Annotated in this window: 12 protein-coding genes and 2 tRNA genes; 5 read left to right on the top strand and 9 right to left on the bottom strand. The window is 70.0% G+C overall.

The features are described 5' to 3' along the window. Positions 1-121: 121 nt before the first annotated feature. The 4 genes from G4Z16_RS23375 to G4Z16_RS23360 all read right to left on the bottom strand — a co-directional run bounded on the left by G4Z16_RS23375 (position 122) and on the right by G4Z16_RS23360 (position 3,402). Positions 122-829: an ATP-dependent Clp protease proteolytic subunit gene (locus G4Z16_RS23375; RefSeq protein WP_197352636.1), complete on the bottom strand. Its 708-nt coding sequence runs from the start codon at positions 827-829 to the stop codon at positions 122-124. Positions 830-902: 73 nt separating this feature from the next. Next, positions 903-1,505 carry an ATP-dependent Clp protease proteolytic subunit gene (locus tag G4Z16_RS23370; RefSeq protein WP_106965301.1) on the bottom strand — a complete coding sequence of 201 codons (603 nt, stop codon included), beginning with the start codon at positions 1,503-1,505 and terminating at the stop codon, positions 903-905. A 247-nt stretch (positions 1,506-1,752) separates the two neighbouring features. Further along, entirely contained in the window at positions 1,753-3,216 is a 1,464-nt protein-coding gene (tig, locus tag G4Z16_RS23365) for a trigger factor (RefSeq protein ID WP_197352635.1), read from the bottom strand. 109 nt (positions 3,217-3,325) lie between these two features. Then, positions 3,326-3,402: transfer RNA gene (locus G4Z16_RS23360), tRNA-Pro, on the bottom strand. A 603-nt stretch (positions 3,403-4,005) separates the two neighbouring features. Between G4Z16_RS23360 and G4Z16_RS23355 the strand changes: the two genes are divergently transcribed. Then, positions 4,006-4,884: a serine hydrolase gene (locus tag G4Z16_RS23355; protein WP_197352634.1), complete on the top strand. Its 879-nt coding sequence runs from the start codon at positions 4,006-4,008 to the stop codon at positions 4,882-4,884. Between the two features lie 249 nt (positions 4,885-5,133). Beyond that, positions 5,134-5,204 (top strand) — tRNA-Gly (locus G4Z16_RS23350). Between the two features lie 186 nt (positions 5,205-5,390). On the opposite strand, the gene G4Z16_RS23345 is transcribed toward G4Z16_RS23350, so the two are convergent. After that, complete coding sequence (locus tag G4Z16_RS23345) at positions 5,391-5,585, bottom strand: hypothetical protein (RefSeq protein ID WP_028435138.1); 195 nt, start codon at positions 5,583-5,585, stop codon at positions 5,391-5,393. A 615-nt stretch (positions 5,586-6,200) separates the two neighbouring features. On the opposite strand from G4Z16_RS23345, the gene G4Z16_RS23340 reads away from it, so the two are divergent. Continuing rightward, positions 6,201-7,505, top strand: a complete 1,305-nt coding sequence (locus tag G4Z16_RS23340) for an acyltransferase family protein (protein ID WP_197352633.1) — start codon at positions 6,201-6,203, stop codon at positions 7,503-7,505. A gap of 159 nt (positions 7,506-7,664) precedes the next feature. Here the strand turns inward: G4Z16_RS23340 and G4Z16_RS23335 are convergent, their stop codons facing one another. Beyond that, entirely contained in the window at positions 7,665-8,822 is a 1,158-nt protein-coding gene (locus G4Z16_RS23335; RefSeq protein ID WP_197352632.1) for a PP2C family protein-serine/threonine phosphatase, read from the bottom strand. A gap of 148 nt (positions 8,823-8,970) precedes the next feature. On the opposite strand from G4Z16_RS23335, the gene G4Z16_RS23330 reads away from it, so the two are divergent. Further along, entirely contained in the window at positions 8,971-10,209 is a 1,239-nt protein-coding gene (locus G4Z16_RS23330) for a GNAT family N-acetyltransferase (protein ID WP_197352631.1), read from the top strand. 51 nt (positions 10,210-10,260) lie between these two features. On the opposite strand, the gene G4Z16_RS23325 is transcribed toward G4Z16_RS23330, so the two are convergent. The 3 genes from G4Z16_RS23325 to G4Z16_RS23315 form a co-directional block, all read right to left on the bottom strand. Beyond that, a complete protein-coding gene (locus G4Z16_RS23325) occupies positions 10,261-11,094 on the bottom strand; it encodes an Fpg/Nei family DNA glycosylase (RefSeq protein ID WP_197352630.1) in 834 nt (277 codons plus the stop codon). 4 nt (positions 11,095-11,098) lie between these two features. Beyond that, positions 11,099-11,584, bottom strand: a complete 486-nt coding sequence (locus tag G4Z16_RS23320) for a ribose-5-phosphate isomerase (RefSeq protein WP_197352629.1) — start codon at positions 11,582-11,584, stop codon at positions 11,099-11,101. Positions 11,585-11,715: 131 nt separating this feature from the next. Then, positions 11,716-12,333 carry a biotin transporter BioY gene (locus G4Z16_RS23315; protein WP_197352628.1) on the bottom strand — a complete coding sequence of 206 codons (618 nt, stop codon included), beginning with the start codon at positions 12,331-12,333 and terminating at the stop codon, positions 11,716-11,718. 342 nt (positions 12,334-12,675) lie between these two features. Here G4Z16_RS23315 and G4Z16_RS23310 point away from each other — a divergent pair, with 342 nt between their 5' ends. Further along, positions 12,676-14,151, top strand: coding sequence for an amino acid permease (locus tag G4Z16_RS23310; RefSeq protein ID WP_197352627.1), 1,476 nt, complete (start codon positions 12,676-12,678; stop codon positions 14,149-14,151). Positions 14,152-14,225: the final 74 nt, after the last annotated feature.

Here is a 14,225-nt window from a genome sequence, read left to right as displayed (position 1 = left end):
CATCAGCCGTCGGACCGAGGTACGTGCTCTGACGACGGTACCCTGCCGAGCCGTCGAATTGGGCCCCCCTTGGGACGACTCGGTAGAGGCGTCCCAAGGGGGAAAGTGACATGCGCCTGCGTCAGACTCCCATGCCGACGGACGACTTGCGGGTGGAGACGATCTGGTCGATCAGCCCGTACTCCAGCGACTCCTCGGCCGTGAGGATCTTGTCACGCTCGATGTCGTCGCGGATCTGCTCGATCTCCTTGGTGGAGTGCTTCGCCAGCATCTCCTCCAGCTGGATCCGCATGCGCTGGATCTCGTTCGCGGCGATCTCCAGGTCGGAGACCTGACCGCGGCCCGTCTCGCTGTAGGGCTGGTGGATCAGGATGCGGGCGTTGGGAAGCGCCATCCGCTTGCCGGGAGTACCGGCGGCGAGGAGCACCGCGGCGGCGGAGGCCGCCTGCCCCATGCAGACCGTCTGAATGTCCGGCTTCACGAACTGCATCGTGTCGTAGATCGCCGTGAGCGCCGTGAAGGAGCCGCCGGGCGAGTTGATGTAGAGCGAGATGTCCCTGTCCGGGTCCATCGACTCCAGGCACAGCAGCTGCGCCATGATGTCGTTGGCCGAGGCGTCGTCGATCTGGACGCCCAGGAAGATCACGCGCTCCTCGAAGAGCTTCGCGTACGGGTCGTACTCGCGCACACCCTGCGAGGTGCGCTCGACGAACCGCGGGACGATGTAGCGGGACTCGGGCTGCGGGCCCGTGTAGCGGCCCTGTGAGGCGTACGTGCTCTCCGCGCCGGGGAAACCGCCGGAGGCGGGGAGTCCGGAAAGTTTGGTCATCGGAGCCTTCTCCTGGTGATGGGCTGACTGCGGTCGCTGCGCTGCTGCTGAGCCTGCTGTCCTGCGGCGCGGCTCACGCGCCCGTACCGCCGCCTCCCGGAAGCTGTGCCGCCCTGCCGTACACCTCGTCGATCAGGCCGTACTCCTTGGCCTCCTCGGCGGAGAACCAGCGGTCGCGGTCGGCGTCACGGGTCCACTGCTCGACGGACTGGCCTGTGTGCTGGGCCGAGAGCTCCGCCATCTTCTTCTTCGTGCGGAGCAGCTGCTCGGCGTGGATCTTGATGTCCGAGGCGGAGCCCGCCAGGCCGGCCGAGGGCTGGTGGATCAGGATGTCCGCGTTCGGCAGCGCGAAACGCTTGCCGTGGGTGCCCGCGCTCAGCAGGAACTGGCCCATCGAGGCGGCGAGGCCCATGGCGATGGTGACCACGTCGTTCTTGATGTACTGCATGGTGTCGTAGATCGCCATGCCGGCCTGGATCGAGCCACCGGGGCTGTTGATGTAAAGGAAGATGTCCTTGTCCGGGTCGGCCGCCAGGAGCAGCAACTGAGCGGTGATCTGGTTGGCGATCTCGTCGTCGACGGGCTGGCCGAGGAAGATGATCCGCTCGTTGAGCAGCCGGTTGTAGACCTGGTCGCCGAGGCCACCACCAAGGTGCTCAGCGGCGGCGGAAGGCATCGGAAGCGTCACGTGTCCACCTGCTCGTGTCCGGACGGTAGCCGAAGGCGTGCCGTCTCTGGGGTCTTCATGCACTTGGGACCCTAACGCGAGGCACCGACGGAGCCATCCCGCATCGGGAGCTGTTCGCTGTCAGCGCAGGTCCCATGGGCCCTCTGTGCAGCCCCGAAGCCCGCGCACGAACTGGTGCGCGGGCCCCGGCCGTCGTACTCGAGTGAGTGCTGCGAGAGGGCGGTGAGAGGGAGGGTCAGCCCTCCGACTTCTTCTCCTGCTCCTCGTCGGAGCCCTTCTCCGAGGTCTCCTCGGCGGCCGCCGCGGTGGCCTCTGCGGACTCCTCGCCGGACTCGGCCTGGACCGTCTCGCCGGACTCGGCCTGGACCGTCTCGGCGGTCTCGTCCTCTTCGTCGTCGAGGTCGACCGTCTCGCCGTTGCTGTCCTTGACGGTCGCCTTCTCGACGACGGTGGCCAGCGCCTTGCCGCGCGCCACCTCGCCGACGAGCATCGGCACCTGGCCGCCCTCGACGACTGCCTGCGCGAACTGGTCCGGGCTCATGCCCGAGGACTGGGCACGGCGCATCAGGTGCTCGGTCAGCTCTTCCTGGCTGACGTTGAGCTTCTCCTTGGTGACCAGCTCGTCGAGCACGAACTGGGTGCGGATGCCCTTCTCCGCCTGCTCCTTGAGCTCCGCGTCGAAGTCCTCCTCGGACTTGTCCTGCATCTGCAGGTACGTCGCGAGGTCGAGGCCCATCTGACCGAGCTGGTTGTTGACGAGGTTGTCCTTGCGGGTGCCGACCTCCTCCGCCAGCAGCTTGTCCGGGACGGGAACCTCGACGAGGCCGAGGAGGGCGTCCAGCACCTTCTCCTGCGCCTCGGTGGCCTGCTCGTACTTCTTCTGCTGGCCGAGGCGCTTGCGGCTGTCCTCGCGCAGCTCCTCGAGCGTGTCGAACTCGCTGGCCAGCTGGGCGAAGTCATCGTCCAGGGCGGGCAGTTCGCGCGAGGAGACCGTCTGCACCTTGACGGAGACCTCGGCCTCCTTGCCGGCGGCGGAGCCGCCCTTGAGCTCGGAGGTGAAGGTGGACTCGCCGCCCGCCTCGAGACCGGTGACGGCGGCGTCGATGCCGTCGAGGAGCTCGCCGGAGCCGATCGTGTAGTCGACGCCTTCCGCGACGCCGTCCTCGAGGACCTCGCCGTCGACCTTGGCCTCCAGGTCGACCTTGACCACGTCGCCGTCGGCCGCGGCACGCTCGACGACCGTGGTGGAGGCGAAGCGCTCACGCAGCTGCTCGACGGCCTTGTCCACGTCCTCGTCGGAGACCTCGGCGGCCTCGACCTCGACCTCGATGCCCGAGTAGTCGGGGATCGTGATCTCGGGGCGGATGTCGACCTCGGCCGTGAAGGACAGCAGCTCGTTGTCCTTCAGATCGGTGATGTCGACCTCGGGCTGACCCAGCGGGTTCAGCTCGCCCTCCTCGACAGCCGACTGGTAGAGCTTCGGAAGCGCGTCGTTGACCGCTTCCTCCAGCACCGCCCCGCGTCCGAACCGCTGGTCGATCACCCGGGCAGGGATCTTTCCCTTACGGAAACCGGGAACGGTGACCTGCTGGTTGATCTTCTTGTACGCCGCGTCGAGGCTGTCCTTGAGCTCCTCGAAGGGCACCTCGACTGTGAGCCGAACCCGGGTGGGGTTCAGGGTCTCCACGGCGCTCTTCACGGTCGGTCTCCTTGGGGCTGACTTCTTGGGGGAATAACGCTCTGCCGGGTGCCCCGCAAACCGCTCGGAATCCGGACACGACACTGGCGCGCGCGTCTTGCATAGTACGTGGTCGGGGTGGCCGGATTCGAACCGACGACCTTCCGCTCCCAAAGCGGACGCGCTACCAAGCTGCGCCACACCCCGCCGGTGCGACACGTAGAGTACATGGCCTTCTACGAGGCCGCGCCCGGCTCTCCTCCCGTCCCGGGTCCCGGCGACATCAGCTTTCGTCCCGGGGTCCGCGGAAGCGGAATCGGGGTTGAGCCCGGGGTCGGATCGTGCGGCGGGCCCTTCCCCGCGGCCGGCCTCACCGGCCCTCCACGACGGACCGCGCCGAGTGCCTCGGATCCGCCCGGCATCTCCGACGGCGTGCGATCACGTGCCCGCCTCGCGGAGCCAGAGATGCCGCCCACGGAGGAGGAACCCCAGGAGTGGGTGACACTTGAACGGTCGCCCGTGCTCCTTCGCACGAGCCTGGCCGTCGCACCGCCGGGCGGCAGGCGCCGGGCACTCCCCGGTGCGGCGCAGGGGGGCCCAGTCGTAAGCCGTCACGGTGCTTCCGCCGTGCTCAGAGCACGAACGGCGGCAGCCCCGCGTGGCGCACCTGTCGCCGTCCGAGCGCCTCCAGCATCATGTGACATTCATCGCAACATGAACAATCCGGACGGCCGGTCACCTTTCCAGTGGTCAGGAGCCGGAGCCGGAAGGTCGCAACCAGAGAGCAGCCCAGACCGGGACGGAACCTCCATGTTCGGATCGCGCACAACGGCCACCACGAGGCGAGCCACGGCTGCGGCCGTCGCCGCCGCGTCCACGCTCACCGTCCTGACGTCGGCCGGCCCCGCCGCGGCGAGCACAGCACAGGCCCGGGTCGGGGGCGCGCAGGTCGTGTGCACCTCGTCCCAGCCGGGTCTGGCGGCACGGCTGGCTGACGACGTGGCCGACGCGATCCGCCCGCGTCAGGACAGTTCGGCGCTCGCCGTGTACGACCGGCGCACCGGCACCACATGCGAGTTCAGGGCCGACGTGCACTACGACTCGGCCAGCGTCGTCAAGGTCTCGGTGCTCGCGGCGCTGCTGCGCAAGGCCCAGGAGGAGGACCGCAGGCTGACGCGCGACGAAGTGGATCTCACCACCGCGATGGTCACCAGGTCGGACAACGCGGCGACCTCCACCCTGTGGCGCCGGATCGGCCGCGAGCGCTTCGCGCAGTTCCTGTCGCTGGCCGGGATGCGGAACACCGAGCCGGGACGGAACGGGGTCTGGGGCCTCACCCAGGTCACCGCGCGGGACCAGGTGAAGCTGCTGCGGCTGCTCACCGCGTCCAACCCGGTCCTCAACGCGGAGTCACGGGCTTATGCCCTCACCCTCATGAACCGCGTTGTGCCGAGCCAGCGTTGGGGCGTGCCGGCGGGAGCCCCGGACTCGGCCACGGTCCACGTGAAGAACGGCTGGCTGCCGCGTGCCACGGGCGCCTGGCGCGTCCACAGCATCGGCGCCTTCACCCACGGCGGCAACGACTACGGCATCGCCGTTCTCTCGCAGGGCAACAGGAGGATGGACTACGGAGTCGGCACGATCCAGGGCGTCGCCAAGGCGGTGCACCGCGGACTCGGCAGGCGTTGAGCCCGCTGTTCCTCGCGGCCGGGGACGGCAAGGAGGACGGACCTCACATTCGGCCGCATCCGGTTGCCTCGGCGGCGCGTAGCGGCACGTCGGGGACGTCTCGGCCGCACCGGCGCCAGGTCACGATCGTGAGCCGCGTGAAGATGCACTACGATGCAGTCCGTACCGCTCCGACGGGCGTACCGGCGCAGGCCGTTGCGACGGATCACGCACCGGGCTCAACCGCCCGGTGTACGGGGCGGGGCACTTGCGGGCGTAGCTCAATGGTAGAGCCCTGGTCTTCCAAACCAGCTACGCGGGTTCGATTCCCGTCGCCCGCTCGGAATGCGAAGGGCCGGCCCCACATGGGGCCGGCCCTTCGGCGTGCTCCGGCTCTTCGGCGCGAGGGGATGCCCTCCTCAGGGCTTCCCTCAGGTGCACGGTGACCCCGGGCTCCGTGTGCTCTTGTACCCCTGCTCGGCTCGGGCAGAGCGGTGCGGCCGCGGCCGCGCGTGAGCGCCGCCGCGCTAGAAGCTGATCTGGTTGATCATGTCCGCAAGGGAGTTCATGAACCGGTTGACCGACGGCGCGATGTCGGTCGAGGCCAGGAAGAAGCCGAAGAGCACCGCCACGATGGCCGGCCCTGCCTTTATCGAGCCACCCCTGATCATCACCACCAGGATGACTGCCAACAGCAGCACCACAGACAGTGAAATGGCCACAACTGATCACACCCTTGCGGTCGGAAAGCCTCACCGGCCGAGGGGCCGTCGCCACCACTGCCCCCGCCGCGGACCATCGTGCCACCAAGTCACGCGTGCGTGGAGTTGGGTGACGAATCATCGGCCGTGGGACCACCCTCCCCGGTCGTTGCGGTTCTCCCCCGTGCGCACACGCTCTACACGCCCCGGACACACCCGTGACGCCTCTCCCACCGCCCGCCGGAAGTTAATACGTACGGTATTTCGTGACCCTCCACACCGATCAATGCGCTGCGCAGCGATAATGCAACATGTGCAAGAGCGGACGTGGCTCCGCGGCGCCTCCGGTGCCGAATTGCCGCCGCATCGCGGGGTGTTGTGGAGTCGATCACAGCGCGTTCCGGAAACGGCCCGCCCGTGCGTGAAACAAGCCCCGTCGAGGTACCCACGCGACCGTCTCGGCCCAGTCCGATTGTCCGGTCAAGACGGACATGTACCGACAGAACGACGCCCGGATCGGGTGCCGTGGTCCGAAATCCCTGCTCACCGACGTGTGTCGAAAACTGTTCCGGGTAGGCGTGTTGGAATCTCGCCAAGAATTTACGACTCATAGGTTTGAGGACTAAGGTGCGACAGATGTTGCACGCTGGTTATGAGCGGGCACCGCTCCCCCCGGTCCGCCAGGAGTCCCCCTCCGCGACGCCTGACGCGTCCGCGGAGCCGCCGGCCAAGGTCAAGAAAAAGCCCGCCGACCAGCGGGACCCCTTTCTCGACAACGCGAAGTACCTCACGATCGTGCTCGTCGCGATCGGACACGTGTGGGATCCCCTGCGCGACGACAGCCGCATGGCCGGCGCGCTCTACTTCGTGCTGTACGCCTTCCACATGCCGGCGTTCATCATCGTCTCGGGCTACCTCTCGCGCAGCTTCGAGGGCAAGCCCCGGCAGATCAAGCGGCTCGTCACCGGCGTGCTTGTGCCGTATGTGATCTTCCAGACGATCTACACCTTCTTCATGCGGTGGGCGAGCGACAACCCCGACCGGGAGTTCCACTACCAGGAGCCGGGCTTCGCACTGTGGTTCCTGGTGGCACTCTTCCTGTGGAGGCTGACGACCCCGCTGTGGAAGAGCATGCGGTGGCCGCTGCCCGTCGCCCTCGCCGTCGCCATCGCGGCGGGCGTCACGCCGAGCATCAACAGCGATCTGAACCTGATGCGGATCGCCGCCTTCCTGCCCTTCTTCGTGCTCGGCCTCCAACTGCGGCCCGAGCACTTCCAGATCGTCACCCGGCGCAGGTTCAGGATGCTGGCGCTGCCGGTCTTCGCCGGTGCGCTGCTCGTCGCCTACTGGGCCGTGCCGCGGATGTCCAAGGGCTGGTTCCTGCACGACAAGGCCTCGCAGGACCTCGGGGCGCCGGCCTGGGTCGGCGGCGTGATGACGCTCGCCACCTTCGGCTGCGGGCTCGTGCTGACCGCCGCGTTCCTCGCGCTGGTGCCGCGTCGCCACATGTGGTTCACCTCCCTCGGCGCCGGAACGCTGTACGCGTATCTGATCCACGTCTACCCGATCAAGATCTCGCGCGAGTTCGAGTGGTACGACATGGAGTGGGTCGACCACCCCGTCAGCCGCGTGGTGATCACGTTGATGGCCGCGGTGATGATGACCGTCCTGTGCACCTGGCCGGTGCGCCGCGCCTTCCGCTTCGCCATGGAGCCGAAGATGGAGTGGTTCTTCAGGCAGGACGCGGGTGCGCAGGCCCGCGCACGCCAGAAGGAACCCGCGCCTCCGCAGAAGCCGGCTCAGGCGGCCTCCGCGCCGTTCGACCCCGGCGCTCCGGCTCACGCCGAATCGGGCGGGTCCGCCCCGGTCTCCGGGGAGTACGCACGCTCGGGCTCGTCGTCCAAGGCGGGGTCCCGCGGCGGCGGCAAGCACGCCAAGTAGGCGCACGGGAGAACAGTTGCTCAGCGGGCGGGCCGGGCGCTTCTGCGCACCGGCCCGCTTCAGCGTGGGGGCGCGCGCAGCGGCCCGCCTTCGGGTGGCGACGAACGGACGTCTGCGACCGGCCCGCGTCTCCTGCCCGCCCAGCTCCCCCGCGGGGGCTCAGCCGCGGCGGAGCAGGAGCAGGGCGCGGTCGTCGTTGACGTCCCGCGCCACCGTCTCGATCAGGTGCCAGGCGGCACCGTGGAAGCCCGAGGCGACGTGCCGGTCGGCCTCACCCGTGAGCCGGTCGATTCCGTCCGACAGGTCGCGTTCCGAGGTCTCCACGAGGCCGTCGGTGAAGAGCATCAGCACGTCGCCCGGGAGCAGCGTCCCCTTCACCGGGTCGAACTGGGCGCCCTGGTAGACCCCGAGCAGCGGGCCGTCGCCCGTCTTCTCCTCCCACTTGCCGGTGCCCGCGCCCCGCTGGAGGGCGGGAACGTGCCCGGCCGAGAAGAGCTCGTAGTCGCCGCTGTCCAGGTCGAGGACGAGATGGACGGACGTGGCGAAGCCCTCCGCCCAGTCCTGACGCAGCAGATAGCCGTTGGCGGCGGGCAGGAAGGCGTGTGGCGGCAGGGAGCCCAGCAGGCCGCCGAAGGCACCGGAGAGCAGCAGCGCGCGCGAACCGGCGTCCATACCCTTCCCGGACACGTCCGTCAGCACGACCTCGAGGGTGCGCTCCCCCGGGCCCGTGCGCGCCGCGACGACGAAGTCCCCCGAGAACGACTGCCCGCCCGCCGGCCGCAGCGCCATCTCGCGGTGCCAGCCACGAGGCAGCCTGGGCAGCTTGCTCTGTACGCGGATGCGCTCGCGGAGGTCGAAGAGCATGGTGCCGCCGCGCCGCCAGGGCACGCCGACGCGGCTGCGGAACTGCGCGACGAGGAGACCCGCAAGTCCGGCCGTGGCCACGACCAGGATGGTGCCGGGCGTGACGCGCCCCGCCCCGTCCTGGTACGGCCCGAGCATCGCGGACTCGACGATGAGGGCCACCGCCACCGACGCGTAGAGCGCCAGCAGGCTCGCCGGGCGCAGCAGCAGGCCGCCGGCGATGAGCGGCAGCACGAGCGCTTCCGGAGCGGCCCACACCGGCATGAGGACCGTGAGGGCGGTCAGGAGCGGAATGGTGAGAAGCAACGCGCCGAAGGCGAGCCAGTCCGAGACGCCGCCTCGGAAATAGTCCACGGCGCCGCGGCGCAGCCTCGTTCTGGCCCGGTGCAGCGCTCTTCGCGTCTTGTGCAACCGGGCCTTCGGGGGTGTGAGGCTCGGACGACGTACCGCCATGCAGAAGGACCTTATCGAGCCTTTGAGCAGTGCGTCACTTCCGTTCGCGACGTGCAAGAACGACGGAACGTGCGTCTGCACGTGCATCCGTCTCCGGGAGTGGGGAAATGCGTTGGCCGCTGCTCAAAACCCCTGCTAGAGAAGGCGCATGACGACAGAGTTGCGCATGCTGAGCGGTTCGGAATGGGACTCCTGGTTCGACGGAATTCTTCGAGCTTTCGCCGCCGTGGGAACCCATGAACGAGAGCTGCACCGGGAACTGACCGAAATGGACCGGTCGCTCGGTGCGTGGGACGGCGGCAAACTCGTCGGCTCCGCGAGCCTGATCTCATTCCGGATGACCGTGCCGGGAGGTGCGCTGGTGCCCTCTGCCGGCCTGTCCATGGTGCATGTGGCGCCGACGCACCGGCGTCGCGGAATCCTCCGCTCCATGATGCGGCGCCAGTTGGACGAGACACGGGAGGCCGGGGCGGAACCGCTCTCCCTGCTCACCGCCTCCGAACCGGACATCTACGGACGGTTCGGCTACGGAATGGCCGCGCGCAGGCTCGACGCCGACATCGACACCACCCGCGTCACCCTGCGGCCCCCGCCGGGCTCGGACCGTCTGCGGATGCGGCTCGCCGACGACGCGGCGTCCGTGAGCGACGCGTGCGAGAGCGTCTACGCGCGCCGGGTCCCCGAGCGCGCGGGGATGCTGGAGCGCGCCCCCGGGTGGGAGCGGCGCCCGCTGCTGGACGATCCCGAGAGCCGGGGAGGCGCCACGAAACTGGCCTGCGTACTGGCCGAGGACGAGAGCGGGGAGGTGCGCGGGTACGCGCGCTATGCCCTCAAGGGCAGCTGGGACGAGGACGGCGTTCCGCGCGGCACCGTCCTGCTGCGCGATCTGGAGGCGCTGGACACGGCGGCGTACGGCGCCGTGTGGCGCTATCTGTTCGAGATCGATCTGATGGCGGGGATCAGCGTGCGGGACCGCCCCGTCGACGACCCGTGGCTGCACATGGTGGGCGACCGGGTGCGGCTGTGCCGGCCGCGGTGGCGGGACTCGCTGTTCGCGCGGCCGGTGGAGGTGGGGGCCGCGTTGGCGGCCCGTGCCTACACCGTGCCGGTCGATGTGGTCCTCGACGTCGAGGACACCTTCTGCCCGTGGAACGAGGGGCGTTGGCGGCTCTCGGGCGATGCCGGGGGCGCCACGTGCGAACGTACGGGAGACGCCGCCGATCTCGCCCTGTCCGTACGGGAGTTGGGCGAGGCGTATCTGGGCGGCACCGCCCTGCGGACGCTCGGCGCGGCCGGCCGCGTGCGGGAGCTGCGGCCGGGCGCGCTCAACGCGGCGTCCACCGCCTTCGCCACGGACCAGGCGCCGTGGCTCTCCCATGGATTCTGACGCGGGGGGTGAACTCCGGTCCGTCGGGGCGGGGTTGGGACGTCCGGAGCCTCAGGCCGGCTGGCAGGCGGGGCACCAGAAGAGGTTCCGCGCCGCCAGGGCCGCCGTACGGACCGGTTCGCCGCACACATGGCATTCCATGCCGGCCCGCCGGTACACGTACACCTCGCCGCCGTGGTCGTCGACGCGCGGGGCGCGCCCCATGGCTTCCGGGGTGTGGTGGGGGCGCACGGTGTCGATGCGGTTGTTGTGCACACCCTCGTGCATCAACTCGACGAGGTCGGCCCAGATCGCGTCCCACTCCGTGCGGCTCAGCCCGCGCCCGGGACGGTAGGGGTCGATCCCGTGCCGGAAGAGCACCTCGGCCCGGTAGACGTTGCCGACGCCCGCGACGATCTTCTGGTCCATCAGCAGCGCGGCGATCGTTGTGCGGCTGCGGGAGACGCGCGCCCAGGCACGCTCCGGATCGGCGTCGGCGCGCAGCGGGTCGGGGCCGAGACGCTCCTCGACGGCCTGCTTCTCGTCCTCCGTGATCAGCTCGCAGCGCGTCGGTCCGCGCAGATCCGCGTGGACGCCGCTCGCCTCGCCGCCGCCGTCCCCCTCACCGACGAGCCTGAGCCGCACCTGCCCCACGGGCGCGGGGGCCGGACCCGCGCCGAAGGTGAACTTGCCGTAGAGGCCGAGGTGTACGTGCACCCAGCCCGCGCCGTCGAAGCCGAGGAACAGATGCTTCCCGTGGGCTTCGGCGTCTGTGAGGACCTGCCCGTCGACGAGGGCCGCGCCGTCGGAGAACTTCCCCTGCGGACTGGCGGCCCGCACCTTGCGGCCCCCGAAGCTCTCCAGGCAGTCCTGGGCGAGCCGGTGGATCGTGTGCCCCTCGGGCATGCGGTCAGGACTCCGGGTGGTGCGGCGGCACGGGCGGCAGCTGCCCCGTGATCTCGTACGCCGAGAGCATGTCGATGCGGCGCTCGTGCCGGTCGCCGTGCGAGAAGGGGGTGTTGAGGAACGTCTCCACGAACTTCAGCGCCTCGTCCGTGGTGTGCATCCGCGCTCCGAGGCTGACGACGTTGGCGTTGTTGTGCTCGCGCGCCAGCGACGCAGTCTCCTCACTCCAGGCCAGGGCGCAGCGCACGCCCTTCACCTTGTTCGCGGCCATCTGCTCGCCGTTGCCGGAGCCGCCGACGACGATGCCCATGGCCTCGCTGTCCTGCGCGGTGCGCTCGGCCGCCCGGAGGCAGAACGGGGGGTAGTCGTCGGCCGCGTCGTAGATGTGGGGGCCGCAGTCGACGGGCTCGTGCCCGGCGGACCGCAGCCACTCGACGAGGCGGTTCTTCAGTTCGTAGCCGGCATGATCGGAGCCGAGGTACACGCGCATGGCGCCGAGTCTATGACGCGGTGCGGCGGCGCTCTGCACCGGGCGTGACCTCGGACGACGAGGCCGTCGCCGGTGCCGGGCGGGGCCCGGGGCACGCCCCAGGGTCCCGCCCGGTGCGCGGTGTCACGGCGTCAGCCGCGGCGGCCCGCCAGCTTCCACGCTCCGGGCAGCGCGACCATCGCGAGCCCCGCCTTGAGGAGATCGCCGACCAGGAACGGCACCAGACCGGCCGCGACCGCCTCGGACGCGGACATGCCGGTGGCGAGCGCAAGGTAGGGCACGCCGACCGCGTACGTCAGTGCCATGCCGACTGCCATCGTCCCGGCCGTGCGCAGCGGACCGCGGTCACCACCGCGCCGTGCCAGCGCGCCGACGACGGTGGCTGCCAGCAGCATCCCGAGCACGTAGCCGAAGGACGGCATGGCGGCGCCCGACGACGCCTCGGCGAACCAGGGCATCCCCGCCGCGCCCGCCAGCGTGTACAGCGCCATCGCGAGGAAGCCGCGGCGCGCGCCGAGCCCCGCGCCGACGAGGAGCGCCGCGAACGTCTGCCCGGTGACGGGGACCGGCGATCCCGGTACCGGCACGGCGAGTTGGGCGGCGACGCCGGTGAGGGCCGCGCCGCCGAGGACCAGGACCGCGTCGCGTACGTGCGCGCGCGGCCCCGTCAGGGTTGCCGTGTCCGGCGTCAGCGCATCGGCGAGAACGGCGCCGGGACGGGGGTCGGCGGCGGGTGTGAGGGCGCTCATCGGGCGGCTCCGGGTCCTGTGTGTCGGTACGGGTTTGCAGCTGTGTCCGCGAACCGTTCGGTGTGCGAACCGTTCGACGCTAGCCGAACCCGCCACAGGACGAAGTGAGGGATCGGACAGAACCGGACGGGACTCGCTTGACGGATCCTCGCGGAGGCGCCCGATCAAGCCGCGCCGTGGGGGCGGCAGTTGGGCACGTGATCTCCGCAACACCCGGGGAACGGCCCTGCCGTCGGCGTGGCCTGAACCGATCGCGGGCCGCTTGCCGCACGTCACGACCCCGCTGCGAGACTGGTTTACCGATACATCGACCACCCGAAGTCTTCTCAGGAACGGCCTTTCATGACCCGCACCGAGCTGTCCGACACGCCACCTCCCAGCCCGGGGGGCTCCAGAACTGACCGGGGGCAGTCCGCACTGTCCCACGGCCTCAAGCAGCGCCATCTGTCCATGATCGCTCTGGGTGGAGTGATCGGCGCCGGGCTCTTCGTGGGCTCCGGTGCAGGCATCGCCGCGGCGGGCCCGTCCATCGTCCTCGCCTACGCCGCATCCGGTCTGCTCGTGATGCTGGTGATGCGCATGCTGGGCGAGATGTCGGCGGCGAACCCGGCGTCCGGCTCGTTCTCCGTCCACGCGGAGCGGGCGCTCGGCCCGTGGGCCGGATTCACCGCGGGCTGGATCTACTGGGTGCTGCTGTGCGTCGCCATCGCGACGGAGGCGACCGCCGCGGCCGACATCGTCACGCAGTGGATGCCCGGCACCGAGCCGTGGATGTGGGTCGCCCTCTTCATGGCGCTCTTCTGCCTCTCGAACCTCGTGGCCGTGCGGAACTTCGGTGAGACCGAGTTCTGGTTCGCGGCGCTGAAGGTCTTCGCGATCACCGCCTTCCTGCTGCTGGGCGCGGTCGCCGTCGCCGGCCTGCTGCCGGGTGTCGACGCCCCGGGCACGGCCAACCTCACCGGTGAGGGCGGCTTCCTGCCCGCCGGTACGAACGGCCTCGTCATCGGGCTGCTCGCCTCCGTCTTCGCCTACGGCGGCCTGGAGACGGTGACCATCGCGGCCGCGGAGTCCGAGGACCCGGTCAACGGCGTCGCGAAGGCGGTGCGCACCGCTATGTGGCGCATCGCTGTCTTCTACGTCGGCTCGATGCTGGTGATCGTCACGCTGATCCCCTGGGACGACAAGTCCGTGGTCGCGGGCCCGTACGCGGCGGTGCTGGACCACATCGGCATCCCCGGTGCCGCGCAGGTGATGAACACCGTGGTGCTGGTCGCACTGCTCTCGGCGATGAACGCCAACATCTACGGGGCGTCCCGCATGGCCTACTCCCTCATCGCCCGAGGACAGGGCCCGCGCTTCCTGGGCAGGGTCAGCGCGAGCGGCGTGCCGCGCCCCGCTGTCGTCGCCTCGTCCGTCTTCGGCTTCATCGCGGTGCTGCTGAACTTCTGGTGGCCGGACACGGTCTTCCAGTGGCTGCTGAACATGGTCGGCGCCGCGACGCTCGTGGTGTGGGGCTTCATCGCCCTCTCCCAGCTCGTCAGCAGGCGCCGCCTGGAGCGCGAGGCGCCGGAGAAGCTCGTCGTGAGGATGTGGGCCTTCCCCGTGCTGACGGTCGTGGCGCTGCTCGGCATCCTCACCGTGCTCCTGCTGATGCTGCGCGAGGCCGACACCCGTACCCAGCTGGCCTTCACGGGCTGTCTGACGATCTCGCTGATCGCGATCGGGCTGGCCCGGCAGAAGACGTTGCCCAGCGGCGGCGACCGTGCCGGGGATGCGGCCGGGCCCGGCGGCGCGAGGACGGGTGACGGCTCGGCCTGACCGTACGGACACCGGAAACACCGGTCCGCGTGCACTCGGCGGAGCGGTCCCGCACTGCGGGGCCGCTCCGTTTT

It is taken from the genome of Streptomyces bathyalis, assembly GCF_015910445.1.
GTDB lineage: Bacteria > Actinomycetota > Actinomycetes > Streptomycetales > Streptomycetaceae > Streptomyces > Streptomyces bathyalis.
This window is presented reverse-complemented; position numbering and strand designations above follow the sequence as displayed.

Bases quoted from the DNA above. Each gene is read 5' to 3' on its own strand.
- G4Z16_RS23375 (WP_197352636.1), bottom strand. From the start codon at position 829: ATGACCAAACTTTCCGGACTCCCCGCCTCCGGCGGTTTCCCCGGCGCG.
- G4Z16_RS23370 (WP_106965301.1), bottom strand. From the start codon at position 1,505: ATGCCTTCCGCCGCCGCTGAGCACCTTGGTGGTGGCCTCGGCGACCAG.
- G4Z16_RS23355 (WP_197352634.1), top strand. From the start codon at position 4,006: ATGTTCGGATCGCGCACAACGGCCACCACGAGGCGAGCCACGGCTGCG.
- G4Z16_RS23340 (WP_197352633.1), top strand. From the start codon at position 6,201: ATGTTGCACGCTGGTTATGAGCGGGCACCGCTCCCCCCGGTCCGCCAG.
- G4Z16_RS23335 (WP_197352632.1), bottom strand. From the start codon at position 8,822: ATGGCGGTACGTCGTCCGAGCCTCACACCCCCGAAGGCCCGGTTGCAC.
- G4Z16_RS23330 (WP_197352631.1), top strand. From the start codon at position 8,971: ATGACGACAGAGTTGCGCATGCTGAGCGGTTCGGAATGGGACTCCTGG.
- G4Z16_RS23325 (WP_197352630.1), bottom strand. From the start codon at position 11,094: ATGCCCGAGGGGCACACGATCCACCGGCTCGCCCAGGACTGCCTGGAG.
- G4Z16_RS23320 (WP_197352629.1), bottom strand. From the start codon at position 11,584: ATGCGCGTGTACCTCGGCTCCGATCATGCCGGCTACGAACTGAAGAAC.
- G4Z16_RS23315 (WP_197352628.1), bottom strand. From the start codon at position 12,333: ATGAGCGCCCTCACACCCGCCGCCGACCCCCGTCCCGGCGCCGTTCTC.
- G4Z16_RS23310 (WP_197352627.1), top strand. From the start codon at position 12,676: ATGACCCGCACCGAGCTGTCCGACACGCCACCTCCCAGCCCGGGGGGC.